Raw genomic sequence first — 25,449 nt, 5'->3', positions numbered from 1 at the left:
CCGAAAACGATGGCCGGAATCGAATGGAATCCCTGGCCGGAATCAATTGGAATGGGTGGCCGGAATGAAATGGAATCACCGGCCGGAATCCCCTGGAATCAGTGGCCGGATTGCTCTGGAATACTCAGTTAAGACCCGTAAAACCGTTACAGTTGAAATTAATGACCCCAAAATTGGCGTGCCGCTGCTGGTTACTTGCGCCCCTTTTTTACACGATGATGGCAGTCTGATGGGGTCAGTACATGTTGCCAGGGACATCTCACAGGAAAAAATGGCGGCACAAGAACGAGAAAATCTTGTTGCTGAGCTAGAAAAAACATTATCAAAGGTTAAGTTGTTGACCGGATTTTTACCTATTTGTGCTTCTTGCAAAAAGATTCGCGATGACAAAGGTTATTGGAACCAAATTGAGTCTTATATAAGGGATCACTCTGAGGCTGAATTCAGCCATGGTATATGTCCTGAATGTGCAAATAAATTATACCCAGAATTAAGTAAATTTAAAAAAAGAAGCTGAGGAGATTGGGCCTAAATATATTTCAGGTATTAACATTCACCTTCTAACAGATTGCCAGAATTTTCTTTTTCTGCTGTGAGATAGGATTGTCGTTCAAGAGATCCACTGACACTGAAAGTAGAGGTGTTATGAGGTAAGGTTAACTGCTGGTATGCAGAGGCTGGGGTGAGCTTTTGTCCTGCAAACTAGACTCGGCGGCTCTCGGGGAAAATCTCAGACTTAATTAACCATACGATATGTGAAGTCAGATCGCATGGGTTGGACTTATGCAGACAATCTCCCTTTTTTGTTAGACCAGTACCTTCACAAATTTTCTCGAAAAGGTGTTCTAACTAAGCTTGGCTTTTAGGGGAGTGGAATGAAACTAGAGTGGAAACATTCTTTTTTGGATGCAAAGGCTGGACAAGAATACAACAGATTGCCTGTAACAAAAAAAGGGGTTAAGCCAAAATGACTTAACCCCTTGGGATTACTGGCGCGCCAGGGAAGATTCGAACTCCCGACCTACGGATTCGTAGTCATAATCCTCTGAACTTCACGACCTCATCGTTTTTGGTAGTTCATTGAAATAACAGCAAAAACCGTTTAGCTGATTTTACCCGATTTTCTATCATTTTGTTCATTTTGGAGAAAAAGTCTCACACTTTTCTCACACCAAGTGTGTAACGAAAGACAGCGGGTGTTACGGGCTCCCGACGTTATGAGTGACGAACTGACAACTTTTTTACACCATTTTGTCACCACTGAACGTTCTGACTACAGAAAGGCGGAACCTTGAAGAGATACTCTCTGTAATCACAGTCGTGTTATTTTGTTCATGAATATATTTTGCGCATGCCTGTTCTGGAGTTTATTCCACTCAAAATAGCTCTATAATTCACGCAGAATTAAGGCAAAATAGCACAAATAGGCAGGTACAATTTATAGATATATGGACTTTCAGAGTTCGATATATTCGTGCAGACAGACGAGTCGCTTGTCTTGCAAGAATATCTCATGACCCTGCAATTCTGCACTTGGGATCTTTATCGAAGAAGCACCAACTTTTTGCATGAAATTTATGTAGTCCTGATAATTTTCGGCTGCTATCCTTTCGTTGTAAAGAGCTGTTTTAAACACGATTACAAATAGCACTGATATATCAGCACCTTCTGCTATGGTTCCGGCAGTAGCATAAAGAAGCTGATAGCGTATGTCGAACATAGATGAATCTGGCTTATGAAAGTGCATTGCTAACAACTTTTCTATTCGCTCTGGTGCGTTTGTTGATGTGCCAATTATCTGTTTTGCTTTAGAATTTAGGTAACTATCTTTTACTAAAGCACCAAAAGGTTCATCAACCTTTGCTTCAACGCCAATAAATACCGTTTTGCCATTGTCGGCAGTGCCAAAAAGAGCTATGTCGTGTACCCGTCCACGACCAAGCTCATCAAAACGGACTTCATATTCAGGAACCACAAGTTCAATCTTTAGATTGTGGCATAATGCTTCTGCAACACGGTTCCGTATGGTTCTAGCACCATCTTGGTGTATGATAAATTCAGCTGCAGAGTATGCACTTCTACCTTTCTTCCATTGCCGTGAAGCTTGCGGAGTAGCATAGATTTTTGCCCAGTCTGCAAAATTGGTAATTTCGATACCACGTGAATCTTCTATTCGCATCTTTTCATATTTCACTATTATTTGTGAAGTGTTGGTTCATAGGAGAAATGTTGCCTATTAGGCCTTTGAAATTTTGCCTTCGTTGGCAACGATATTTTCCCATATCGTGTGCCTACTACCACTTAACCTTACCTCATAGAAGCTACAGATTAGTAGCTAACGCATCACTAGAGCGACCAGGTCCTTGAAATGGTACTACAAGCCGTCCCCAAAAGAATGGACAAAAAGATTTTGTTTGCTCTGCTGTTTTGGCATAGCCGACAGTAAATGGCTAGTATATCCAATGCCCAGCAGGTATACTCATGATACGTATGCCTGTATATATTGGCATGGTCTCTGGTCAGTTGATCTCAACTGTATACTTTACCTGACATCTTGCGTGATACTTTCATGACAGTGATAGATTTACCCAAAAAAGCGAGGCTGCTTGTTGTCGATGATGAGGCAGGTGCACGGGAATCCCTTGAAGCTATTCTTGAAGATGATTTTCTGGTGGTCTGTGTCGAAAACGGGCACGAGGCCTTAAATACCATACAAAAAGAGGAATTCGATCTTGTGCTGCTCGACATGTCGATGCCCAAAATGGGCGGAATTGAAACCCTTGAGCAGATTAAAATCTACGACAAGTCCATTGATGTGATCATTGTATCGGCCATCGATCGGGCCTTGGAAGCGACGGCAGCCATTCAAAAAGGTGCTTACGATTATATTACCAAACCTTTTGACCCGGAAACCATCCTGACCAGAGTTGACCGAGCCCTCCAGAAACGATATCTCGAGCAAGAGGTTTCCTTTCTCCGCTCCGAAATGGCGCAGCACTCTAAACATGCACAAATAATAAGTCAATCCAGGCAGATGGAGGATATTTTCTTCACCATTAATAAGGTGGCAAGCACTTCCAGCAGCGTGCTGGTTACCGGTGAAAGCGGAACAGGTAAAGAATTGATTGCCAGGGCAATCCATAGTGCCAGCGAGCGCGCTCAAAAATCCTTTGTGGCCTTGAACTGTGCCTCTATCCCCTCAGAGTTGATTGAGAGTGAATTGTTCGGTCATGAAAAAGGCGCATTTACCGGTGCTCACCACCGTACCCCGGGCAAGTTTGAATTTGCCAATGGCGGCACCTTGTTGCTGGATGAAATTTCTTCGCTGAAAAGTGAATTTCAGGCCCAGCTGTTGCGAGTGTTGCAGGAGCGGGAATTTACGCGTGTTGGTGGACACAAAGTAATAAAAGTGGATGTGCGCATCATTGCGGCCACCAATACCAGGCTGGAAGACATGGTCCGTGAAGGAAAATTTCGCGAAGATCTTTTTTTCCGGTTGAATGTGATTCCGATTAATGTACCTCCATTACGGCATCGCGAGGGAGATGTCCCTCTTTTGGCACATTACTTTCTGGGAAAATTTAACCGGAAATTGAATAAAAATATCAAAGCGATAACACCTGAGGCGATGGCGGTTTTGGAAACGTATCCCTGGCCGGGAAATATACGCGAGCTGGAAAATCTGATTGAGCGCATGGTGGTGCTGGGAACCAACAATACAAAGATAGATCAAGGAGATCTTCCCTCTGACGTCCTTTTTCACGAAAAGACCGTTCAAAATTTGCCAGGGCCTGAAGGCAGCAATATCGGACTACTTCAAGCCCGCAACTCTTTTGAGTTCAGCTATATAATGCAGGCTCTTCGAAAATGTAACTGGAACCAAACCGAAGCTGCGCGGTTGCTGAAAATACATAGAAATACCCTTATTCAGAAAATGAAGTCCTTAAATATCCGTAACCGCGACTGAAGAAAGGGGGCTTTTATGCAGCCTGACAATATTTACAACAGTCCTGGACTGGATGGTGTCAGGACAGAAATTTTTTCATCTATAGGCAACTGGATGGTGAATTTGGTGCCTTGCCCCTTTTTGCTTTCCACATCAATCCGGCCCCCATGTTCGGTAATCACTTTATGTGTTATTGGCAGTCCCAAGCCGGTACCGCTGTCTTTGGTGGTGAAAAATGGATTGAAAATCTGCTGCAGTTCCTTCGGGGATATGCCTTGGCCGGTATCCTGGAAAATGATAATGATCCTGCCGTTTGTTTGTGTAATCGGCTGTTTTCCATCATCAGCAAATTCTTCGTAAAAGATTCTGGTTGTCAATCGACCACCGTCGGGCATGGCCTGGATGGCATTCCGAATCAAATTGTTAAATGCTTTAATCAGTTGATTGGAATCGGCCTGTATCAGCGGCAGGTTATCTTGTAGATCCTGATGGTATTCAACATTGGTTCGTTGTAAATCTTCTTCTACTGCATCAACAGATTGTCTCAACAACTCATTGATATCGGTTGTGGCGTATTCATACCTGGGAATTCGGGATAATTCCAGAAGCTCCTCTACCAGTACATTAATTCGCTCTGTTTCCCTGGGGACCGTACGGTTGAATTTTTCAAGAAAGCCGGGCTTATCAATCTTGCGGGGAAGCAATTGGACAAATGTCTTGATGGCCGAGAGTGGATTTCTGATTTCATGGGCCATACCGGCAGCTAATGTACCCAAACCGGCCAATCGCTCTGACTGACGAATACGCGCTTCCAATTTCTTAAGCTCGGTGATGTCATGAAGATTCAGTATGATCTCGAGACGGTTTCCTTTGGCACCATGGAGTATGCTGGAACCGAGGAGGATTGTCTGGACTTCTGCGTCCTTTCTGATTTCAATCTCTCGGTGAGAAACCGGGGCCGGCTGATGAATGATTTCCTGCACCAGCAAAACCAGCTGGGAGGACTCGCCAAGGATGGCGGCAATATTTTTTCCCTCTATTCCATTAATGGGAGAAAGCCCCAAGAGAGTTCTTGCCGCAGGATTAATGGTTACAACGGTCCCCTTCATATCCACAGACATGAGCCCATCGGCCATGGTGATCATCAGTTTTTCGGTGTAGTCCTGTAGTCGTTGGATCTCTTTAAGCTGTTCCTCCTGTCTTTCCTGATGGGCCACAATTTCTTTGGTCATTACGGCAAAATTAGCTGCCAACACTTCAACTTCATCACCGGTTTTTATTCCTATCGTATGGGTGAAGTTTCCCTTCGCCATATCCATAGTAGCCCACACCAGTTCTCCCAGAGACCGGGTGACTCGCTGGGCCCCCAAAAAAGAAATTACGGTTCCGGTGATTAATGCGACGATGCCTATTCCTAAAATGATCCAGATCGTCTGCTGTATTTGCCGATACATAGACGTCAGGGACAACCCGACCCGAATCGTTCCCCAACGGCTCATCGAATCCGGCAAAAAAACCGGTAGGGCCACATCCAGCCCTGGCTGTGAACCGGATTCCGTATCAAACCTTTGCACCAGTGGAGAGGTGGCTGAGACTGCGCCATGACTGATTTTATCGGTTAATTTTTTCCCCTGAAGATCCGGCCGGTTACTAAAACCAGCTACCCGGTTCTCTTTGTCATGCACAACAACATAGAGAATGTTAGGGTCTTGAGCTGCCTGGTTGGCGAACTGTTCAAGAGTTATATAATCGTAGGTGAGCAGTGCCTTGGTTGAAGTGGCGACAAGACTTTGTGCAATAGCTTTTCCTCGCTGCTCAAGCTGTTGTCGAATGCTGTGATTCTGGAACCAAACCAGCGTGATAATGAGAACGCCAAGCAGGAGGATCAGCATGCAGGCATTAGCCAAGACAACTCGATACCTGAGAGGAATGAAGCGGGGTTTTTTGAACAGTCGAAGCTGAAGTGGCCAATTTTGCATGAGAATAAAACTACTCAGACTCAAATCTACTGCGATTGCAAACCGTTCTGGATCCAGACACGATGCAGAGGCATGTAATCAGCTCCTAATGCACTCGGTTGGGCACCTTGAACATAAGATTGATAGACCCGATCAACGCTTGGATAAATTAAAGGGATAACAGGCATAGATTCCATTATCAGCGCTTCGATTTCCCGGTACATTTCTGCTCGCTGAGCAGGATCGCTTTCTCCCCGGGCAGATAAAATCAAGCTATTCACCTTTTCATCCTGGTATCCCATAAAATTGGCAGGGGAGCTGGATGCGAACAGCGGATAAAAAAAACTGTCCGGATCCGGCATATCTGCAAACCATGCATAGCGATAAATCTGTACCTGATCTGAATTGATATACGCCTCAAACTCTGACCAGTCGGTAATGTATTGTATTGTTAAATCGACCCCCAACTCAGCCCACGCTTGACGAACAAAACTCAATTCAGCCTGTGCAAAGGCAGATTTCGAACCGGAAACAATCTCAAGGGAAAGAACACCACCTTTTCCCGCTGCTGACAAGCTGTTACTCTCCTTGGGCCCTGTTACATTAGCTGCTGGCGGTTGCGGTTTTTCCTCCTGGCTCACACCTGGCATGCCGGGTGGCAGAATTCTTTCTGCCGATTCAAACTGGCCATTGTAAACCTCACTCAGTAATTTTTCTCGATCAATGGCTGCGGAAAGTTTCCCACGAAATTCGGGATTGTTCAAATTGGGATGATCTACCTTCAAACCGTAAAACAGCAGACTCAGTGCCGGCCGGTGGAACCACTGAAGACCTTTTTGCGAAGACAACGCCTCTCGGATATTGCCTAAAACAAGCATCTCTTCGAGTTCTCCATTTCGAAAATCAGTTAATATCTGATTAATCTCCCCCCCTGGGTAAATCCGGTATTCCACCTTATCCAGCAACGCTTCCCCCGCAAAATAGTCTGAAAAACGCTCTAACTGAATACGCTTATTCTGCTCCCATGAGACAAATCGAAAGGGGCCGCTACCCACCGGCTTTCGACCGAACGTCTCTCCTAATCGGAGCACCTCTGCTTTGGGTACGATCTTGGCCTGGTACATCCCTAATGCGGTAAGAAATGGCGCATGAGGTTCTTCCAATCGTATTAACACGACGTGCTCATCGATTGCCTGTAATCCTGCTACCACATCAGTATGGTGGTCGCGATATGCTTGCGCCCCGTCTATTTTGAGCAGCTGGGGCATGATCGCAGGGGTCGGGGAAACCCGCAAGAGACGGCTGAGGGAAAAGACCACATCCTTGGCTGTAACCATGGTACCATTATGAAAACGGGCATTTTTCTGAAGAGTAAATCTGTAGTTCTTGCCGTTTTCTTGAACCTGCCAGGTTTCAGCAAGGGCTGGAAGGACAAGAAGATAGGGATCGAAACGAACCAGACCGTCAAAAAGTTGCTGAACAACCGCTGTGCCATATTGATCCTGTACATAAGCGGGGTCAAGCGTGGCAGGATTATTTAACAAAGGAGCATGGTAGAAGCCCCCCTTTGCTGCCTGCTTTATTTGACTGGTCTTATTGATCGTTTCGGCCTTTTCAGGCGACTGCTCACATGAACTGGTAAGGAAAATTACTGAGAGTCCGACGCAGATGAACATCAGCCTAAGTAATCGGTACGAACCCATTCAAACTCCTCCCTTTATCATAAATAATGACCTAGAGTATCACATAAGAAATGCTATTGTAACAGCTTTATGTGATTGATGGTAAAAAGCAGTCTTCAGGATTCAAGCTACACAAAAATACATACATCATAGGATTCGTGTTTTTTATCCACCAGGCATATTATATTTTGATAACTACAGTGGTCTAGCCTTAAAAAAAGCTACCAGGAGGCACTCCCCTGTCCGGCATGCTTTGCCGGCGCAGATGTGGGGTGATGTACGGACACAAAAAATGGAATACAATTTCCAGAGGGGATTGGATTTACTGCGTTTCCAGCAACTCTACAGGATAGAGCAGCAATGTTGTGAAGAGCCCCTCATGCGAAAGTAGCCTGAAAAAGACGTCTGAAAGTTTTTTCTTGGCATTCTTGAAAGTGCGAGGTTTGCCTGGCAGTTTGCAGCAAAGCGACTATGTGTCGAAGGCAATCCTTATTCTATGGTTGCCGGTTGCCCCAAGCAGGAATCACGATGATGCAATAATTATAAAGAGAAAGTAACTGTTCAGCAGTGCTCCAAAGGTTCACAAACTAAATGATTTAGCAGATAAGCCCCAACTTCGATACATCGATACGCGGGTAGGCAAATCGTGAAGGGTTGGGGTACTGCTGAACAGTTACAAGAGAAACTTCTATCTCCAATTAGAATCCAGCTCCACCTCGTGCTAAAACGGGTAAAGCATAACTGGTAACCACAACGCTGACGATAAAAAGCTGGATCATAACCTTTTTCATTTTCAATTTCTCCTGTAGTTTTTTTGCTCTATTTTGCTCATGTAATCAGGTGTTCCTATTGGAACTGACAATTGGGATCTAACGCGTTTGCATTTAAATTTAGCAAGGCCTGTGCCAATTGAGGCTGCCCTTCTCGAATAGGTTAACATGCTGAAAAAAGGTGATTAATCAGCATGGAGAAAAATTTCAAAAATTTGGGCTAATAGCACATAGTAGTGTGAGGCAAGGCATAGCCATTTGCATAACACATTGAAATAAAGACAAAACACCCACTGCACATGATAATGTTCTATGCACATTATTATGTGCAGCGAGTGAACACTGATTTATCAGGCGCTTGCGGGGGTAAAGCTGAATTTAAGGGAATGTGTGAGTGCAATGAACAGCAAAAAAGGTGTTCGAAAAATAGAATAAGGCCCTAAGTCTATTCAGTTAAAAAATCCGACCTATTTGCTTGCCATGCTGACGACTTCGCTGGCATAAGAATTGCTAGTCTCAATATAGCGCAAAACACTATCTATGCTGATGAAGGACAGAGTGATACCTTTGCCCCTCAAAGCAATCACAGCTATGAGATGGAGTACGAAATGGAAGCAATAAAAAAAGATTCGATTTTCATCGTAGACGATGACCAGGGGATTTTGGATTCGTTTGATGCCATGCTGGGCGATAACTATCCTCTGTATATGGTGAACAACGGAGTTGATGCATTACAGTATCTGGATCGGTATCAGCCTTACCTCATGTTCCTGGATTTAAAAATGCCTCGAATGAACGGATTGGAACTATTAAAAAATATAGCTGAGAGGAATTTATCCACCATCATCGTAGTCGTAACGGCATTACCACAAGAAGAATACAAAGAACTGGCTCACCAGTACGGTGTTTACAAATACTTACAAAAGCCTCTTGATGTAAACGAAGTTGAAGATATCGCGGCTGTTGTGCTGCACTAAGTCCAGGTAAGAGAATCGGATAACCATGCAAAATAATATACTGTTCATTGACGATGATTCCGCAGTGCTCGATGCTCTGGAGTGGAGCTTCGCCGATGAACCCTATGGATGTTTGACCTGTAAATCAGCAGGGGAAGCATTGAGCCTCCTCAATGAAATGGATTTTGCCGTAGTGGTCTCAGATCAGCGCATGCCTGAAATGAGTGGCATTGATTTTCTCGAGAAAATTAAACGGCAGAGGCCGGAGACTATCCGAATACTCATGACTGCTTACCAGGAAATGAATATTATCCTGAATGCTGTCAACAAGGGAAATGTGCACAACATTATCTTTAAACCATGGGATGATGCGGAGCTGAAACGGATTATTCAAACAGCGGTTGACGATTATACCCTGAGAAATGGCGGTGGTGTGTGCAGGCAGGTCGTGAGTGAAGCCGATCAGCTGATTGAATTAAATCAAAACCTGGAGGAAAAAAACCAGTACCTGATGGAAAGGTTACAGCAAGCCCAGAAGATGGAAGCACTGGGTAATCTGGCCAGTGGCATTGCTCATGATTTCAATAATATTCTCTTCACTATCAATGGTATTCTGAAGTTGGCAATGTTTGACAAATCGCTTCAAACAGAGATGCATGCCCATCTTGGCCTGGCATTAGAGGCTTCCGATCGGGCAACCGATCTTGTATCGCAGATTCTCTCATTCAGCAGTGCCGGCAAAAGCAGTGACAAGCCTGTCAAATTAGGACCTTTAGTGCAAAAGGTATTGAAATTTATCAAAGTAGCCCTGCCGCCCAGCATCGAGCTTTACCAGGATATTTCCGTTGACAGTGAAAAGACTACCTTGGAAGCCACAAAGGTATACCAGATACTGATTAATTTATGCTCGAATGCGTTTGACGCCATCAAGGGCAAAAAAGGCATCGTTCAAGTTAGTTTAACCCGAACGCTAATTGACCAGCCGGGACAGGCCGAGCAGGTGAAATTGCTCCCTGGAGATTATTTCTGCCTAACGGTGAGTGATAACGGCAATGGCATTGACCAGGCAAACATGCAACAGATTTTTGATCCCTACTTTACAACCAAACGAAAAAATGGAGGAACCGGGCTGGGACTGGCTTTGACCAACCAGATTGTTCAGGACCATGGAGGACACATCATTGTTACCAGCGAGGTTTCAAAAGGCTCAAGCTTTGCTTTATTCCTGCCTCTAATCGAACAAAACCAAGACTAAAATGCAGTTTGGAGGGTAAAGAGTCATCCCGGCCACGTTGTCAAACCACGCCTACCGTCCATATCAGCATCTCTTCGGGCTCCGTGGCACCTCTTTCCTTGCACTCTAGATCAGGGGTGCCCTTGACCTGAATGTCCTTGCGGGCCTGAGCCGGCTCTCGTCACTTCGCAAAAACTTTGTTTCTTATCCTATCTTGTATCATGACCCTTCCCGGCATCTGGACGGAAAAGGGCTCGGGTCCGTTGTTCCCGGCTTTATTCCCACTCTGCTCGGCGATATTATCCAGTATGTTCCATCAACCGGTGAGCTGCTCAAGGCAGCTATGCCGATTATTGATCGTACACAGTCCTACCCCGCCCCACATTGTTCATAGATACGGGGTCAGATGCATGAAAAATAGATGCTCGCAGCAACAACTGTGACTCATCCTCTTTTCAAAGAGGTGGTATTACCTATGTTTTTAACGCATAATATCACGCAGCTCTCACCATTAAAAAAGGAGTCAGCTATGTTCAAGGTATGGAGAGGACTAGCGTCAACGGCCATTGGCTTGTGTCTGGTTGGCGTGACGTCTGCATATGGTGCAAGTGGCTGCTCGACCCAGGAATGCCATCAAGGCATTGCCGATATTAAACCAGCCGACCATAAAATGATGCGCACCCTTAAAATTACCGGTTCCCAGCATGGTGACCCGGATGGCTGCGTCATGTGTCATGGTGGAAATCCCAAAGCCACCAAAAAGGAAGAGGCCCATAAAGGTGTACCGCCGACATTGCGTATTGCTCCAGGCCCGAAAGATTACTACCCGGATCCCGGTTCCATATGGATTGCGGAAAAATCCTGTGGTGCCTGCCATCCAGGATATGTTTATCGCTCTACACTGGGTCTGATGAATACCGAAGCAGGGAAAATACAAGGCAACCTGGCAACTTGGGGCTTTAAAGAAGTTCAGGACTATAGTGTTCCCTGGGGCAACTACGATGTCCACGATATAGACAGTCTTACCCCCCTGTCCGGAACTCCTGCCTACAAGCAGTACATGAAACACCAGGGAACTATCTATCCCCGGCAGTATCCTCAAAACCTTGAACAGATGCCCAACGTGACCATGGATGAGGTCAATGCTGATCCCAAGATGGCCGCTATCACTTACCAACGTCAGAGTTGCCAACGTTGTCACATAGGTGTCCGCGGTCGGGAGAAGCGTGGCGACTTCAGGGGTATGGGCTGTTCAGCCTGCCATGTCCTTTACGGAACCGATGGGTACTATATGGGCGACGATAAAACCATCTCCAAGGACAAACCCGGTCACATGCTCAAGCATAAGATAGTGGCAACCAGAAAAACCGGCGGTATTCCGGTGGAAGCTTGTTCTTCCTGCCATAACCGCGGGAAGCGAATCGGTGTATCCTTCCAGGGCTTGATGGAGTCCCCCTATGGCTCCCCCTACAATGAGCAAGGAAACAAACAACCAAAACTGCACACCAAGCGCTACCTCTTTATCGCTGACGATCTTCATCACCAGCAGGCAAGCCGTAAAGGCAACCCTCAAGGTGGTATGCTCTGTCAGGACTGCCATACTTCCATTGATATGCATGGTGACGGGAATATCCACGGCACGACTCTTGCCCAGGTGGAGATCGAATGTTCCGATTGCCATGGCCTGACCGACAAGTATCCATGGGAACTGCCGGTGGGTTATGGGGATGAGTTTGGTAAGGACCTAAGTAAAAATCCGCGTGGTGTGGCTAAAGAACGCTTAGTACCCGGCAAACAGTTCGGCTACCCCTACGAGGCTGAAGATGGTTTTGTCCTCACTTCCCGCGGCAATCCCTTGGGTAACGTCATCAAGCGTGGCAACAAGGTTATTGTCCATTCAGCCACGGGCAATGACTTTGAAGTTCCAGTACTGAAGGTACTCAAGGATGAGAAAAAGTGGAAAGACCCATCTGCAGAAGTGGCCATGTACGCTGTTTACAAGCATATGACCAACCTGGAATGCTACTCTTGCCATGCCTCCTGGGCGCCGCAGTGTTATGGCTGCCATGTACAGGTCAACTACAAACCCAAAGATGGGACGCCTGTCACTGGTATTGATTGGGTAGCCTCTGGAAACGACCGAAAACCAAACGGGCAGACCGCAGAATCAATCCTTGGATCTGGCGGCATCACGTCTCCGGGAAAAATAGTAGAGACCGGCTCCTACCTGCGTTGCGAAGATCCGGTCCTCGGCATCAGCGGCGAAGGCCGTGTCTCCCCACTTATGCCCGGTTGTCAGGTGACCTACACTATTATAAACGATAAGGGTGAAACCCTGCTCAACAATGAAATCGCCCAGAGCCCGACAGAGGCCCGGCAGCTTGGCCAGAAGCATGTACCACTTGCCATTGATATGGCTCCGGTACAGCCCCATACGGCTCAGCGTCAAGCCAGGACCTGCGAATCCTGCCATACCAATCCTAAAGTTGCCGGACTTGGTTTAGGCAATGGTACCTTTGGACTCCGTCAGGACGAAAGCGTGGTAATGGATCTTATGGACGCTACTACCCGAGAGATCATACCAGCCAAGCACAGCGTACAGATTTCGGCCATTCCCAAGCTCAACTTTGACTGGTCACAGATTGTCACCCGCGAGGGTGTCCAGTTGGCCACGGTAGGTACACACTGGCCCAAGTCCCGGGCATTCAACAAGCAAGAGCTTGATAACTTCCTCAGGGCCGGCACCTGTATGGGCTGCCACCAGAATATGAGTGAAGCGGAACTGTGGGAAAAGGTATCCACCGAAGGCACCATCGATTCAAAAGAGCATCTGGAAGCGATGAACAAGATGATCAAGTTCATGGCGGAACAGAATCTGAAACCGGCTGAGCTGAAATAATAACCCGAACCTTTTCGCCAACAAAGTTTCCCGGTAGCCCGGCTGTTGGGAGTTTTTTGGTTGTATTGACAGCAGAGGTCTATCTGCAATGTTGCCTGCGGGGAGGCTGTACATATGGAGCAACAATTTTTTTGGAAAGTTAGGTTGCGTTACTTTTCCAGCTTTGGTAATTCGACTCTGGTCGTATAAAATATGTATAATAATAACTTAGTGTTGAAAATGAGCAATATCCCTGCAAAAGTACAAAGGTTTTTAGAAAATCACAGTCTCTCCGCCCTCGAATTTGAGCCGGGATCAACGCCAACAGCAGAAACAGCAGCTCAAAGAATAGGGGTCCCTGTTGGTCAGATAGCAAAATCTATTTTGTTCAAAGGAAAGGATAACAGCTACCGACTGGTGGTGGCTGCAGGAGATAAGAAAATTAACAGTGGCGCACTTAAACGTGCAACCGGGGCAAAACACCGGATGGCAAGTGCTGAGGAGACCCAAGAAGCGACAGGCTTTCTTCCTGGCGGGGTCTGTCCCTTCGGCTTGGAAGACAGCCCTGTAGCTATTTTACTTGACATATCCCTTGATGAATACGACACCATCTATCCAGCGGCGGGTACAGATTCCACCGGCGTCCCCCTGAGTCCTGATTACCTCCAGCAGATTACCGGTGGCGTGAAAGTTCAGGTGACCTGATTGCAAAGCTACGGCCATAAAAAATCGACTTTGAAAAAATCGCCAAGAAGCTATGGCGAGCAAAAACAGGCAAACACTGCGCCTTGTATATCGAACTTTTGTACTTAGCCATCTTTAGTGTGTGATGGACTTTTTACGAGTCCACCATCGTTATGTACTACTATCAAACGGCAGCCATATCCACTTATATGGTGAAGTGTTCTTTCCAAATTAACGGTTTCCCTTCTCCAGCAATCAATTTAGGCTTGTATTCCCAGCAGCTTTTATACATGTAATGATACCTAAATCCTGCACGTCGAAAGTTAGAAAAAATAAATTCCACTTTAAAAAACAACATATTGAGCAGACAATTGATTTGAAGTTCTATTCACTGTTTGAGTGAACCTATTTTTTCTCACCTTCAACGCCCTTCGGGATCGGCAATTTCACCAAATCTGCTACGTTACCGAAGGCTTGAAGTATTTTTATACGTCCGCGCCTCCGGTGCCTCACATCTTCGGCAGGTAGCGTAGACTCCGAAATTTCCAATTGCAGGATTTAGGTTATAAATCTATTGTGCCTTCCGCAGCAATGCAATATATTTGCATCATCATATCTGAATACCTGGACCCATTATCTACTTAGCTTACCTTTAAAAAAAGGTATAATTTGTAGTTACCATAAGTGCAATTAAGTTGCACATGCAATAGCTTGCAGAGTTAACTTAATTTTGAAGGAGAAGAAAATGTATCACTCTATTCGTTGTTCTTTACTTTGCTTAGTTATGACATGCGTGGTGCCGCTGACTTGCCTTGCATCCGGCAAACTCCCGGTATTTGTCAGCATTGTACCACAAAAATATTTTGTGCAACAAATTGGCAAGGATTTAGTTGATGTTCAGGTTATGGTTGAACCTGGAGCGAGTCCACATACGTATGAACCAAAGCCGCAGCAGATGGTAGCCATTTCCAAGGCAAAATTATATTTCGGCATAGGAGTTGAGTTTGAAAAGGCTCATTTGGACAAACTCGTTGCAACAAATCCCAAGCTCAAGGTAATCCACACAGATCATGGTATCGAAAAGCTGGCTATGGAAACCCACCACCATGACAGCCACACAGAGGCACAATACAAAGAAGAACATCATGACGCCGATCATGATCACGAAAAGGATAAAAATCATGGGGAAAAAGAGCATCATGAAGAGCCACAACCCGCTGGGCAAGATCCACATATCTGGCTCTCTCCATCACTGGTAAAAATACAGGCTCATGCTATTTTGGCAGCATTGCAGGAGGCTGATCCGGCGCACAAGAGAGCTTATGCAGCCAACTTCCAGGAGTTTACAGCGCAGATTGATCAATTGGATACTGATCTGAAAAAAATGTTTGCTGGAAAGTCTGGGTTGCAGTTTCTTGTATTTCATCCGACCTGGGGATATTTTGCCCATGACTATGGGCTACAACAGGTTCCCGTCGAGATTGAAGGCAAGAGTCCTAAACCCGCCCAGTTGAAGGAATTGGTCCAGCATGCAAGGGAAAGTGGGATAAATATAATCTTTGTGCAACCCCAGTTTTCAGTCAAAGATGCTCAAGTCGTTGCCCAAGAGATTGGCGGCCAAGTAGTTTTTGCCAATCCTTTAGCTGAAAACTGGATGGCCAATCTACGTCAGGTCGCAGCTAAATTCCAGGCCGCACTGAAATAAGATAAATGGGTTTTCCATGTCGATGATCGAAATAAATAATCTTGATTTTACCTATAACCGAGAAGCCATCCTGAAGGATGTGAATCTTGCCATTCCGGAGAAGGATTTTGTCGCTATTATTGGTCCCAACGGCGGGGGTAAGACCACCCTGCTAAAACTGATTTTAGGGTTACTGACACCGGATAAGGGGACGATTCTCATCGATGGGAAACCTCCCCAAGAAGCTTCGTCGTGCATAGGCTACGTACCGCAGGATATCCATTTGAACCAGAGCTTTCCTATCACTGCCATCGATGTGGTGCTGATGGGAAAGCTTGATCCCAAACAGCGCTTATCCCGAAGGTCAGCAACTAATCGCCGTGATGCCTTGGCAGCTCTCGAACGTATGGACATGACAGCCTATGCTGACAAGAAAATCGGTACCCTTTCCGGAGGTCAACGCCAAAGGGTCTTCATTGCCAGGGCATTGGCGACGAAGCCCAAGCTGCTTTTATTAGACGAACCCACCTCCAGTATCGACACTAAGGGGCAGGCTGATTTTTATCAGCTTCTCCGGGAATTCAACCAGGATATTACAATTTTAGTGATCAGCCATGACCTGCTGGTGATATCCCGCTATGTAAAATCGGTGGCCTGCGTCAACAAAAAACTGCATTATCATGACCAGGCCGAAATTACCGGCGATATGCTGAAAACCATGTACCCCAGTACTGACGAGGAGGTGTGTCCTGTAGAATTAGTGGCCCACGGCCTCCCCCATCGAGTACTATCAGAACATGAGAACCAATCCCCATGATTGAAGCCTTGCAATTTGAATTCATACGCAATGCCCTGGCTGCGGGCCTGCTGGCCAGCGTAATTTGTGGCATTATAGGCACCCTGGTGGTGGTCAACCGAATTGTCTTTCTTTCCGGTGGCATCGCCCACGCTGCATATGGTGGTATTGGGCTTGCGTCATTTTTCAAATGGCCCTATCTGCCCAGTACAATTGGTTTTTCCCTGTTCGCAGCCATGCTCATGGCTTCTGTGAGCTACAAGATGAAGCACCGGGCCGACACCGTCATCGGCGTTATATGGGCTCTTGGAATGGCCTTCGGCATTATTCTCGTTGACTTGACACCCGGGTATAACGTGGATCTCATGAGTTATCTGTTCGGCAGTATACTTGCTGTTCCCAGGTCGGATCTGTTCTTCATGGCATTTATCGGTATTGCGATGATACTCCTCGTTACTTATTATTATCAGGATCTGCTGGCCATGTCCTATGATGAGGAATTCGCCAAAATCAGGGGGGTACCGGTTAAAAAGCTCTACTTTGTACTGATCGGCATGCTGGCTGTTACCGTTGTTCTGGTCATCCAGGTCGTTGGTCTCATTTTGGTCATTGCCCTGTTGACGATTCCACCTTTTATGGTTGAAAAATATGCAAAATCACTTTTTCAGATGATGGTGGCGTCCAGCTTACTTGGAGCAGCTTTTACGGTTACCGGACTCTGGCTCTCGTATCAGTACAACCTCACATCAGGCGCTTCGATTATACTGGTTGCAGGTGTTGTATTTTTGTTTTCCCTGATTGTAGATAAAATACGCTTTGCTTGCCACAGAACATAAAATGTGTCATGAGATATCTATAAACAAGGCTTATGTGTGACCAATGCAATTATGAAAACTTGTTGTCGAATGCTGACCTGGTAGCGACCACTAATCGTATTCAGGTCCTGGAAATTGTCGGAAACAACACGTTTCCTCTTTCCGCCGGCGACATCTACGCTATCCTGGAGCGTACCAGTTCTATCAATCGTGTGACGGTCTACCGTATTCTTGATCTATTGGTTGAACATGGTGTCGTTGATCGTATAAGTACTGGCGGCAGAGCCTTTTATTACGGTATTGCTCCCAACGAACACCATAAACCGCACCCTCACTTTTACTGTAGAATCTGCGGGCAGATGGACTGCTTAAGCCCAGAAAGTGTAACCGTTGACATAGCCCCTTTATTAAAGACGTATCCCGGCCGGATTGAGAAGGTGGAAATTCGTATTGATGGAATATGTAAAAATTGTGCAAAAGTGGGAAAAAAGTAGGTGTAGGCAGTAAATAAAAATCAAACGAACAAAAAAACTTAACCAGGAGAATTCCATGGCTAACTGTTGCGACATGAAAGAAGGTGATGTGTTTGTGTGCGAAAAATGCGGTTTGGAACTCAGTGTCAAAAAGCCGTGCACATGCGATGCTGACGCTCCAGATAAATGTTGTACTGTACCACTGCAGTGTTGCGGTCAGGAGATGACGAAAAAATAAAGTAGAATATCTCCCGCATTAACAAGGCAAAGGTTGCTCCACTACCTTTGCCTTTTATTATTTACGCAAACGACAGTTCAGATAAGAAGGGGAAACTCCGAGGAAATATGGCGAAAAAAGATACCCCGCCACCAATACCGATCTACCAGAAACCAGGTGCAGAACCTGATAGTGATGTAGATGTTTTTTCGAGTTCCTTAGGAAGTACTGTCGGAGTATTTTTTCTTGTTGCTGCTTTCCTGCTCTTTCTTTCAGCTCACTCCGAAAATCAAAATTTCGCCTCTTTTACAGGTCTTTTTTCGATAAATTTCACTTCTATTGTTTTAGAGGCAATACCTTTCATGTTGATTGGGACACTTGTGGGAGGAGTCATTGAAGTCTTTGTTCCAACGCCACTCATTGACCGTTTCTTGGGGAAAGATAGAAAAAGTGGTATTTTCCTGGCAGGTGGATTGGGCTTGCTCTTTCCAACATGTGAGTGCGCAATAGTCCCTATTGTTCGTCGACTTATAATCAAGGGTGTTTCAATCCCTTCTGCTGTTTGCTTTATGCTCAGTGGCCCGATCGTGAATGCTATCGTGGCCTGGTCTACAGCAATCGCCTACACCTACAACTGGAAAATGGTCCTGCTGAGAATCAGCTGTGGCTATGGAGTTGCTGTCATAATTGGGTTAGTGCTTACCCGTTTTTCCAATCCAGAGAAGCTTGTATTAGAAAATGTTGCAGAGCTGTCTCTTCGTCAATGCGGCTGCAGCAATGAAGAGTTTCAAAAAAATCAACTTTTATCCAAATTGTTACATGCGATTGGACATGCACGAGATGACTTTTTAGATGTAGGTAAATATTTGGTTCTAGGTGCTTTTACAGCAGCTTTTATACGCACTGCTACTCCTGTTGCAAACTTTGAGGCCCTGTCTGCCTCCCCTTGGTTGATCATTTTAGTCATGATGGTGATGGCTGTGGTTATGAATCTTTGCAGTGAAGCGGATGCATTTATTGCTGCAAGTTTCAGATGGCTCATACCAGGTAGTGCTCAACTTGGATTCTTGGTGTTGGGGCCAATGCTGGACCTTAAGCTTATGCTGATGTACCTCACTGTTTTTCGCAAGCGAGCCATTTTACTATTTTCAGTTGTAACATTTGGTACGGTTTACGCTCTAATGCTTATTATTGAGCTCCTTCTGCCTCCATTTGTCTGATGATACTGAGGATACTCAACAGCATATTGCTCTCTGTATGGGCTATTTTCCTCTTCTGGCTCCTTACTTTTGGAAGGAGTGATTTAGTACGTTTACTCCACCCTAGATTATGGTGGGTCCTCGGCATTGCTGCAGTTGTATTAGTGTTATTTCTCGTTTCTCTCGTTATTCCTAACAGGCATGCGAAGAGCGACAAACCTATATTTATGGAGCTCCCAGGCATTTTGATCCTGCTTGTCCCCATTCTGTATTTTTCCATTGCAGCAGAAGCAAGACTTGATGGGACTTCATTGCAAAACAGAATCATCCAAAGCGATAACGGCATGTACCTTAATAGCCTACCATCTTTTGGAATCTTTGATGAGCCGCAGTCATCCGGCATGGTGTTTTCAAAGATACTACGTAAACCAAAAGACTTTGAGGGGCAACAGGTTGAGGTTGTGTGCCGGAGTTTGGTTAATGAAAAACTTCCTGAGAATATAGCAATGTGCTACCGCTATATGATTACCTGCTGTGCGGCCGATGCCCTTCCTGCGTTTATATTCCTCAGTCATACAAGCGAAATGAAAATTGAAAATGACCGCTGGGTACAGATAAACGGCCCACTTTCAATCATCAAAAACAATGGAATGGAATTTCCATCTGTTGAAATCGAATCACTCAAATATGTTGAAGAACCGGCCTTCCCATGGGCGATGTAATAGAATATACAGTAAAATCCTCAAACAAAGAGACGCAATGACAATATGAAGATTCAATGGAGGTTATTACATTAAGACGCTTCCTGGTCAGGCGATTTCAGTACTGTGATTCGGACTTAACTTTGCCAAGTCCAAGATATCAATTTCGTTTCTATTTCGATAAGTAACACTCAACTTCTCACAAAATAAGAGGTCCTGATTACCTGACCGGAGTTGACCGTACCTGTACACCTCTCAACATAGCAAATATTATTTCAGACGAAATGTATCACCCAAAATGATAGTTTGAAGTTACTCTCGCCTCCAACCAGATGATAACTTGAGCATTTTTTCAACCCTCTCCAAAGTGCAGGTTACATTGTTCCCAGGATAAATTTCAACAAACGCCCTTCTACCTCAAAAAATAATTTGACATTTATTAAAAGTAGATCTACTGTCGTCTTCTAGAATGAACATTCGTTTTAAAAGAGATTAAACAATGACAGCACCCGTGAAAAAACGATCGCAGGATTTAGAAAGCTTAATTTTTGAAACAGCCCTCAAGCTTTTTACAGAAAAAGGCTACTTTAATACCTCGGTTCACGATATCCAGAAAGAAGCGAATGTCAGTATAGGCAGCATTTACCATTATTTTAAAAATAAGGAAGCCATAGCCAGGGCGATTTACAACAACTTAATCATCCATATGGAAATGGCGATGGTGGAGATAAGAAACACCCATCAAACCACCCAGGGCCGTGGACGTGCAGTTATCAACTATTTATTTGATCTTGCAGAAAATGCTCCCGATAAAATGCACTATCTCCTTTATGCCACGCACAAGGAGTTTATGCCTGAAGAAAAATCCATCTGCTCCTCCCCTCCTTTTGCAATAATACGGGAAATGATCAATGAAGGGGTAGAGAAAGGAGAAATTCGCAATATGGATCCTGTGGTTGCCAGTGCCTGCCTGATTGGGGGAGCGTTACGTATTATCCGTCTCGATTTGGATGCTTTTCTGGAACACCCGATATCTCACTATTTAGAGGAAATTTGGGAATGCTCCTGGGCATCAATTAAAAAATAATATCGAGTAGTTTTTTTTTGGCCGCTCAATGAACGAACATTCATTCTAAATTATCACTACATACAAATTGTTTACCCATTACTTTAAGTTATACGGTTCTATTTTTTTGCTAACGACTAGAACGAACATTCATTTTAAAATATTTTAATCTACTCTTATATTGAGTCTATTTATTACTTATTCTACGACAGGAGAACGAGATGAAATCAACAGATGTAGCAATTATTGGCGGATCTGCGGCAGGTTTAATGGCGGCGGTTACTTTAAGAAAACGTAATCCTGAAAAAAAAGTCACTGTCATTCGTAATGTGGAAAAAACACCGGTTCCATGCGGTATTCCGTATATCTACGGAACATTGAAAAAAGTTGAAAAGAACATTATTCCGGATCAGAACTTCCTTAATATGGGTATAGATATCATGTACCTGGAAGTGGAGAGTATAGACAGAAAACACAATAGTATTGCATTTGCAGACGGTACCACTCTTGAATATGACAAGCTCATTCTTGGTAACGGATCAAAACCTTTTGTGCCGCCTATAAAAGGTATTGATCTGGACAACGTATTTGTCGTAGAGAAGGACCCATGTCGATTGCAGGCATTGTATGCTGCATTGCAGACAGCTAAAAACGTGGTTGTTGTCGGAGGAGGGTTTATCGGCGTTGAGATGGCTGAGCAAATCGCACTCATGGGTGGTGCCGATGGTACTGCAAACAGCAATCTCAATGTCAGCATCATTGAAATGCTCCCTCATTGTCTCATGATGGCCTGTGAAGAAGAGTTTTGTGTTCAAGCGGAGGGTCAACTTGAAAAACTCGGTATCCATGTCATGACCAATCGTGGTGTGCAGGAAATTAAAGGCCAAGGTGCCGTCAATGCGGTCCAACTGGCAGACGGTAGTGAACTGGATGCTGATTTGGTACTGGTCTGCATTGGTGCAACACCTAACATAGAACTGGCTGAAAAATGTGGTTTGGAGGCTGATCCACGTCAAGGTGTGTTTGTAAATGAATACATGCAAACCAAAGATCCGGATGTCTATGTTGCCGGTGACTGCGCATCAAAAACTTCCTTTATCACCGGCAAACCAAGCGGTATCCGCCTTGCCTCGGTCGCCTGTAGCGAGGGCATGATTGCAGCGAGCAATTTGTACAATGCGGTTCAGCGAAAAAACCTGGGTGCACTTGGCGCTTTTGCGACAAAGGTAGGGGACCATTCCATAGCTGCGGCAGGATTAACTTCAAAGGCCGCTCATGATGAGGGTATTGAGGTTGTGATCGGTGAAGCCACAACTCCCAATCGACATCCTGCAAGCCTGCCTGACTGTATTACCGAAATGAAAGCAAAACTGCTGTTTCGAAAAGATAACGGTAGAATTATTGGTGGTCATGTTATTGGTGGAGAGGCTACGGCCGACATGGTTAACGCAATTTCCGTTGCTATCCAGACCGGTGCAACCGCAGAGGAACTGGCAACCATGCAATACGCCACCCATCCTCTTTTAACAGCCTCACCACTCTTCTATCATATCATGCTTGCAGCAGAGAATGGTGCTATCCAGTTAACCAATGCTTCCATGGCTAAAAAGCTCAATAAAGAAGCGGCCTAGAACCCGAATTTCTCATGACCTTTTTGATTTTAAACTCAATTAATTGATATTATTGCCTAAAGAGTAATTGTACAATTAACTGTCTGTTTTCCGTTTTCAATCAAAAAGATCCCCCTCCGGGCCAATAGATTTTTCCGCAGGATCTGCGTTACAAACCACTTGCGGCAGTTCACTTCAGCAGCGTGGCTTGTGCTTTGCCCTACGAAAAACTTTATTGGTGAGAAATCCCGGCTAACACAAAAAGTTGCCGGCATAAAGCTTCTCTTCCCTCCCTTTCAGGATAGAAGCTTTATGCTGTGCAACAACAATGTACCACTACATTGTACCCTAGTCTTTGTTCTCTATCGAATTTCCCCTGCTTTTCATCGTAGTCCATAACCGCTCAATTTTTGAGGGTACCGTGATTGATCTCTTCTTTTTCAGTTATTTGATGCTGGATCGTTGCTCAGGCTGTTTCACAACTTGGTATGGATTCATCTTGACTTGTTATGATTGCCGATAGTTTTCATTTACCTCTACGCTATTTGCTTCCACTCCCCCATGAAAAGGGTAAAAACAGCAAATAATCATGCAATCATATGCTCTTCTTTATTTCCCTTTTTTCTAAAATGATTAACTATATTTTATTTGAAATTTTTCAGCCGTTTAGTGGCAACTAGTGAGGAGTATAGAATGAATTGTACACAAATGAGCGATCAGGTTTTCCAGCTCAAAGTCAACATTGAAGAAGATGGCTACCTCTTTGAAGGACTGTGGCCTGTTCCCAATGGGGTAAGTATAAACAGCTACCTTATAAAGGGAGATAAAACAGCAATCATTGATTTAACCCAGGATATCTATGAATTGACCAGCTCACTCGAACAGCAGATGGAGCAGACCGGAGTCAACATAGAAGAAATTGACTATGTGATTGTCAACCACATGGAACCAGACCACTCAGGCATGTTGCGTGCATTTGTTGAAAAAAATACGACATGCAGAATTGTCTGTTCTGCTAAAGCAGCTCCTCTTTTGGAACAGTTCAGTTCTGTCCCCATGGGCAGAGTTGATATTGTCGGTGATGGTGACACCCTTGATTTGGGGGACGGCATGGTCTTGCGATTTTTTATGATTCCAAATGTGCATTGGCCGGAAACCATGGCAACCTATCTTGAGTCTGAAAAAATACTGTTTCCTTGTGATGCATTTGGTTCATATGGTGCGGTGAAGGAGCAGGCCTTTGATGATCAACTCTCAGATGAACGTGTTGCATTTTTTGAACAAGAATCGCTCCGTTACTACGCAAATATTGTTGCCACCTTTTCCCCTTTTGTTGAAAAAGCCATTGAAAAGCTAAGCTCTCTTCCCATTGACGCCATTGCCCCTTCCCATGGAATTGTGTGGCGCAAAAATCCTTCGGCAATCATTAACCATTATAAACGCTATGCCTCCTACGCTAAGGGACCGGCAGAACCTGAGGTTTGTCTTATATGGGCCTCCATGTATGGAAACACAGGCAAAACCATAGCTCCTCTTATAAAGGGCATCAAATCAGAAGGCGTGGAAGTACGCACCTTCCGTGTTCCGCAGGATGACCTTGGCCATATCCTTGCCGCCGCATGGAGGGCTGCTGGATTGGTCTTTGCGATGCCGACCTACGAGTATAAAATGTTTCCGCCCATGGCGCAGGTTATTGAGGATTTAATGATCAAAAAGGTCAAAAATAGAAAGGTGCTGCGTGTTGGTTCCTATGGCTGGGTTGGTGGTGCGGAAAAAGACTTTAGAACGAGAACCGAAAAGGCCGGCTGGGACATTATGGACAGTATAGAATTCCAAGGCGCACCTGGAGATGAGGATTTAGAAGCAATGGAGCAGGCAGGGAAAGAATTGGCGCAAAAAATCAAACAATTCTGCAGTAAATAAAAACGATCCAGACAGAGACATAACTCTGTCAGGATTCCTTACCCGGGATACACAAGAAACAAGAGGTAAAAAAATGGCTGAAACAGTCGTAATTTTAGGGGCAAGTGAAAAACCTGCAAGATATGCCTACAAAGCGATGCAATCTTTAACCAGTCACGGTCATCAAGTACTGCTGGTCAATCCTTTTAAGGCAAAAATTGAAGATCAGCACTGTCACGATTCTGTGTCCAGTATAACAGAACAGATTGACACTATAACCTTGTATGTTAATCCAAAAAGATTCCAGAATCATATAGATGACGTTATTGCATCGGCACCGAAAAGGGTGATTATGAACCCAGGGACGGAAGACGATGATGCTGAAAAAAGGTTACAAGAGGAAGGTATTGAGGTACTGCGAGCATGTACTTTAGTGATGCTCGCAACCAACCAATATTAATGCGGATTCATTGTACCATTACTCTCAAGCCCGGATTTCTATAAAAAAAGGAGAAACCATGTTTGCTGTTATTGTCAAAGTACAGATCAAACCCGAACATCGGGAAGAATTCATTGAAGCCATGCTTGCCGATGGTCGCGGATCTGTAGAAAAAGAATCCGATTGCCTGCTCTTCAATATCGTTGAAGACCACTCTGATCCCAACAAATTGCACCTCTATGAAGTCTATACAAGTGAAAAGGCTTTTGAGGTACACAAGGAAACCCCGCATTTTATAACCTGGTTGGAAAGTACACAGGATTGGCTTGCCGCCCCTCTAGACATTTCCACCGGCAGCCATCTTTTTCCATCTGATTCGGTCTGGCAGAAACAACAATAGTTTCCCATGCAAAGGACATGTGGCTCTCCTGAAAACTGA

The 25,449-nt window shown here is 44.9% G+C and carries 21 protein-coding genes; 18 read left to right on the top strand and 3 right to left on the bottom strand.

The features are described 5' to 3' along the window. Positions 1 to 271: 271 nt before the first annotated feature. Positions 272 to 517 carry a hypothetical protein gene (locus JWH17_RS18635; protein WP_205224172.1) on the top strand — a complete coding sequence of 82 codons (246 nt, stop codon included), beginning with the start codon at positions 272 to 274 and terminating at the stop codon, positions 515 to 517. A 939-nt stretch (positions 518 to 1,456) separates the two neighbouring features. Here the strand turns inward: JWH17_RS18635 and JWH17_RS18630 are convergent. After that, complete coding sequence (locus JWH17_RS18630) at positions 1,457 to 2,179, bottom strand: DUF6946 family protein (protein WP_205224171.1); 723 nt, start codon at positions 2,177 to 2,179, stop codon at positions 1,457 to 1,459. A gap of 390 nt (positions 2,180 to 2,569) precedes the next feature. On the opposite strand from JWH17_RS18630, the gene JWH17_RS18625 reads away from it, so the two are divergent. Continuing rightward, a complete protein-coding gene (locus JWH17_RS18625; protein ID WP_205224170.1) occupies positions 2,570 to 3,967 on the top strand; it encodes a sigma-54-dependent transcriptional regulator in 1,398 nt (465 codons plus the stop codon). 32 nt (positions 3,968 to 3,999) lie between these two features. On the opposite strand, the gene JWH17_RS18620 is transcribed toward JWH17_RS18625, so the two are convergent. Further along, positions 4,000 to 5,925, bottom strand: a complete 1,926-nt coding sequence (locus JWH17_RS18620) for an ATP-binding protein (protein ID WP_232371184.1) — start codon at positions 5,923 to 5,925, stop codon at positions 4,000 to 4,002. A 26-nt stretch (positions 5,926 to 5,951) separates the two neighbouring features. Then, positions 5,952 to 7,607, bottom strand: a complete 1,656-nt coding sequence (locus JWH17_RS18615) for an ABC transporter substrate-binding protein (protein WP_205224169.1) — start codon at positions 7,605 to 7,607, stop codon at positions 5,952 to 5,954. 1,357 nt (positions 7,608 to 8,964) lie between these two features. Between JWH17_RS18615 and JWH17_RS18610 the strand changes: the two genes are divergently transcribed. The 16 genes from JWH17_RS18610 to JWH17_RS18535 all read left to right on the top strand — a co-directional run bounded on the left by JWH17_RS18610 (position 8,965) and on the right by JWH17_RS18535 (position 25,410). After that, a complete protein-coding gene (locus JWH17_RS18610; RefSeq protein WP_205224168.1) occupies positions 8,965 to 9,333 on the top strand; it encodes a response regulator transcription factor in 369 nt (122 codons plus the stop codon). Between the two features lie 25 nt (positions 9,334 to 9,358). Next, on the top strand, positions 9,359 to 10,567 hold the full coding sequence (locus JWH17_RS18605; RefSeq protein ID WP_205224167.1) for a hybrid sensor histidine kinase/response regulator: 1,209 nt from the start codon (positions 9,359 to 9,361) through the stop codon (positions 10,565 to 10,567). 508 nt (positions 10,568 to 11,075) lie between these two features. Next, the gene (locus tag JWH17_RS18600) at positions 11,076 to 13,445 is read left to right on the top strand and encodes a hypothetical protein (RefSeq protein WP_205224166.1); all 2,370 of its coding nucleotides are present in this window, start codon (positions 11,076 to 11,078) and stop codon (positions 13,443 to 13,445) included. Between the two features lie 219 nt (positions 13,446 to 13,664). Then, positions 13,665 to 14,129 carry a YbaK/EbsC family protein gene (locus tag JWH17_RS18595; protein WP_205224165.1) on the top strand — a complete coding sequence of 155 codons (465 nt, stop codon included), beginning with the start codon at positions 13,665 to 13,667 and terminating at the stop codon, positions 14,127 to 14,129. A 724-nt stretch (positions 14,130 to 14,853) separates the two neighbouring features. Further along, positions 14,854 to 15,813: a metal ABC transporter solute-binding protein, Zn/Mn family gene (locus JWH17_RS18590; RefSeq protein ID WP_232371183.1), complete on the top strand. Its 960-nt coding sequence runs from the start codon at positions 14,854 to 14,856 to the stop codon at positions 15,811 to 15,813. Between the two features lie 16 nt (positions 15,814 to 15,829). Continuing rightward, complete coding sequence (locus JWH17_RS18585; protein WP_205224164.1) at positions 15,830 to 16,609, top strand: metal ABC transporter ATP-binding protein; 780 nt, start codon at positions 15,830 to 15,832, stop codon at positions 16,607 to 16,609. Continuing rightward, entirely contained in the window at positions 16,606 to 17,424 is an 819-nt protein-coding gene (locus JWH17_RS18580; protein ID WP_205224163.1) for a metal ABC transporter permease, read from the top strand. The genes JWH17_RS18585 and JWH17_RS18580 overlap by 4 nt, the downstream gene beginning before the upstream one ends. A gap of 62 nt (positions 17,425 to 17,486) precedes the next feature. Next, entirely contained in the window at positions 17,487 to 17,897 is a 411-nt protein-coding gene (locus tag JWH17_RS18575; RefSeq protein ID WP_232371182.1) for a Fur family transcriptional regulator, read from the top strand. A 55-nt stretch (positions 17,898 to 17,952) separates the two neighbouring features. Then, complete coding sequence (locus tag JWH17_RS18570) at positions 17,953 to 18,114, top strand: hypothetical protein (RefSeq protein WP_205224161.1); 162 nt, start codon at positions 17,953 to 17,955, stop codon at positions 18,112 to 18,114. Positions 18,115 to 18,221: 107 nt separating this feature from the next. Next, complete coding sequence (locus JWH17_RS18565) at positions 18,222 to 19,313, top strand: permease (RefSeq protein ID WP_205224160.1); 1,092 nt, start codon at positions 18,222 to 18,224, stop codon at positions 19,311 to 19,313. Next, entirely contained in the window at positions 19,313 to 20,014 is a 702-nt protein-coding gene (locus JWH17_RS18560) for a TIGR03943 family putative permease subunit (protein WP_205224159.1), read from the top strand. The genes JWH17_RS18565 and JWH17_RS18560 overlap by 1 nt, the downstream gene beginning before the upstream one ends. 478 nt (positions 20,015 to 20,492) lie before the next feature. After that, the gene (locus JWH17_RS18555; protein ID WP_205224158.1) at positions 20,493 to 21,080 is read left to right on the top strand and encodes a TetR/AcrR family transcriptional regulator; all 588 of its coding nucleotides are present in this window, start codon (positions 20,493 to 20,495) and stop codon (positions 21,078 to 21,080) included. Between the two features lie 200 nt (positions 21,081 to 21,280). Further along, a complete protein-coding gene (locus JWH17_RS18550; protein ID WP_205224157.1) occupies positions 21,281 to 22,690 on the top strand; it encodes an FAD-dependent oxidoreductase in 1,410 nt (469 codons plus the stop codon). A 672-nt stretch (positions 22,691 to 23,362) separates the two neighbouring features. Then, positions 23,363 to 24,592, top strand: a complete 1,230-nt coding sequence (locus JWH17_RS18545; RefSeq protein WP_205224156.1) for an FprA family A-type flavoprotein — start codon at positions 23,363 to 23,365, stop codon at positions 24,590 to 24,592. Between the two features lie 73 nt (positions 24,593 to 24,665). Beyond that, positions 24,666 to 25,031 carry a CoA-binding protein gene (locus JWH17_RS18540; protein ID WP_205224155.1) on the top strand — a complete coding sequence of 122 codons (366 nt, stop codon included), beginning with the start codon at positions 24,666 to 24,668 and terminating at the stop codon, positions 25,029 to 25,031. A gap of 58 nt (positions 25,032 to 25,089) precedes the next feature. Next, on the top strand, positions 25,090 to 25,410 hold the full coding sequence (locus JWH17_RS18535; RefSeq protein WP_205224154.1) for a putative quinol monooxygenase: 321 nt from the start codon (positions 25,090 to 25,092) through the stop codon (positions 25,408 to 25,410). Positions 25,411 to 25,449 lie beyond the last annotated feature (39 nt).

It is taken from the genome of Desulfogranum marinum (assembly GCF_016918565.1).
In the GTDB taxonomy this organism is placed as follows: domain Bacteria; phylum Desulfobacterota; class Desulfobulbia; order Desulfobulbales; family Desulfobulbaceae; genus Desulfogranum; species Desulfogranum marinum.
Note: the sequence above shows the minus strand (reverse complement) of the source record. Positions and strands in the feature narration are given on the sequence as shown.

Excerpts from the sequence above, each read along its gene's own strand:
- JWH17_RS18565 (WP_205224160.1), top strand. The coding sequence starts at position 18,222 with ATGGCGAAAAAAGATACCCCGCCACCAATACCGATCTACCAGAAACCA.
- JWH17_RS18560 (WP_205224159.1), top strand. The coding sequence starts at position 19,313 with ATGATACTGAGGATACTCAACAGCATATTGCTCTCTGTATGGGCTATT.
- JWH17_RS18600 (WP_205224166.1), top strand. The coding sequence starts at position 11,076 with ATGTTCAAGGTATGGAGAGGACTAGCGTCAACGGCCATTGGCTTGTGT.
- JWH17_RS18540 (WP_205224155.1), top strand. The coding sequence starts at position 24,666 with ATGGCTGAAACAGTCGTAATTTTAGGGGCAAGTGAAAAACCTGCAAGA.
- JWH17_RS18595 (WP_205224165.1), top strand. The coding sequence starts at position 13,665 with ATGAGCAATATCCCTGCAAAAGTACAAAGGTTTTTAGAAAATCACAGT.
- JWH17_RS18625 (WP_205224170.1), top strand. The coding sequence starts at position 2,570 with ATGACAGTGATAGATTTACCCAAAAAAGCGAGGCTGCTTGTTGTCGAT.
- JWH17_RS18535 (WP_205224154.1), top strand. The coding sequence starts at position 25,090 with ATGTTTGCTGTTATTGTCAAAGTACAGATCAAACCCGAACATCGGGAA.
- JWH17_RS18570 (WP_205224161.1), top strand. The coding sequence starts at position 17,953 with ATGGCTAACTGTTGCGACATGAAAGAAGGTGATGTGTTTGTGTGCGAA.
- JWH17_RS18545 (WP_205224156.1), top strand. The coding sequence starts at position 23,363 with ATGAATTGTACACAAATGAGCGATCAGGTTTTCCAGCTCAAAGTCAAC.
- JWH17_RS18590 (WP_232371183.1), top strand. The coding sequence starts at position 14,854 with ATGTATCACTCTATTCGTTGTTCTTTACTTTGCTTAGTTATGACATGC.
- JWH17_RS18635 (WP_205224172.1), top strand. The coding sequence starts at position 272 with ATGGCGGCACAAGAACGAGAAAATCTTGTTGCTGAGCTAGAAAAAACA.
- JWH17_RS18580 (WP_205224163.1), top strand. The coding sequence starts at position 16,606 with ATGATTGAAGCCTTGCAATTTGAATTCATACGCAATGCCCTGGCTGCG.
- JWH17_RS18550 (WP_205224157.1), top strand. The coding sequence starts at position 21,281 with ATGAAATCAACAGATGTAGCAATTATTGGCGGATCTGCGGCAGGTTTA.
- JWH17_RS18620 (WP_232371184.1), bottom strand. The coding sequence starts at position 5,925 with ATGCAAAATTGGCCACTTCAGCTTCGACTGTTCAAAAAACCCCGCTTC.
- JWH17_RS18610 (WP_205224168.1), top strand. The coding sequence starts at position 8,965 with ATGGAAGCAATAAAAAAAGATTCGATTTTCATCGTAGACGATGACCAG.
- JWH17_RS18615 (WP_205224169.1), bottom strand. The coding sequence starts at position 7,607 with ATGGGTTCGTACCGATTACTTAGGCTGATGTTCATCTGCGTCGGACTC.
- JWH17_RS18585 (WP_205224164.1), top strand. The coding sequence starts at position 15,830 with ATGTCGATGATCGAAATAAATAATCTTGATTTTACCTATAACCGAGAA.
- JWH17_RS18630 (WP_205224171.1), bottom strand. The coding sequence starts at position 2,179 with ATGCGAATAGAAGATTCACGTGGTATCGAAATTACCAATTTTGCAGAC.
- JWH17_RS18605 (WP_205224167.1), top strand. The coding sequence starts at position 9,359 with ATGCAAAATAATATACTGTTCATTGACGATGATTCCGCAGTGCTCGAT.
- JWH17_RS18555 (WP_205224158.1), top strand. The coding sequence starts at position 20,493 with ATGACAGCACCCGTGAAAAAACGATCGCAGGATTTAGAAAGCTTAATT.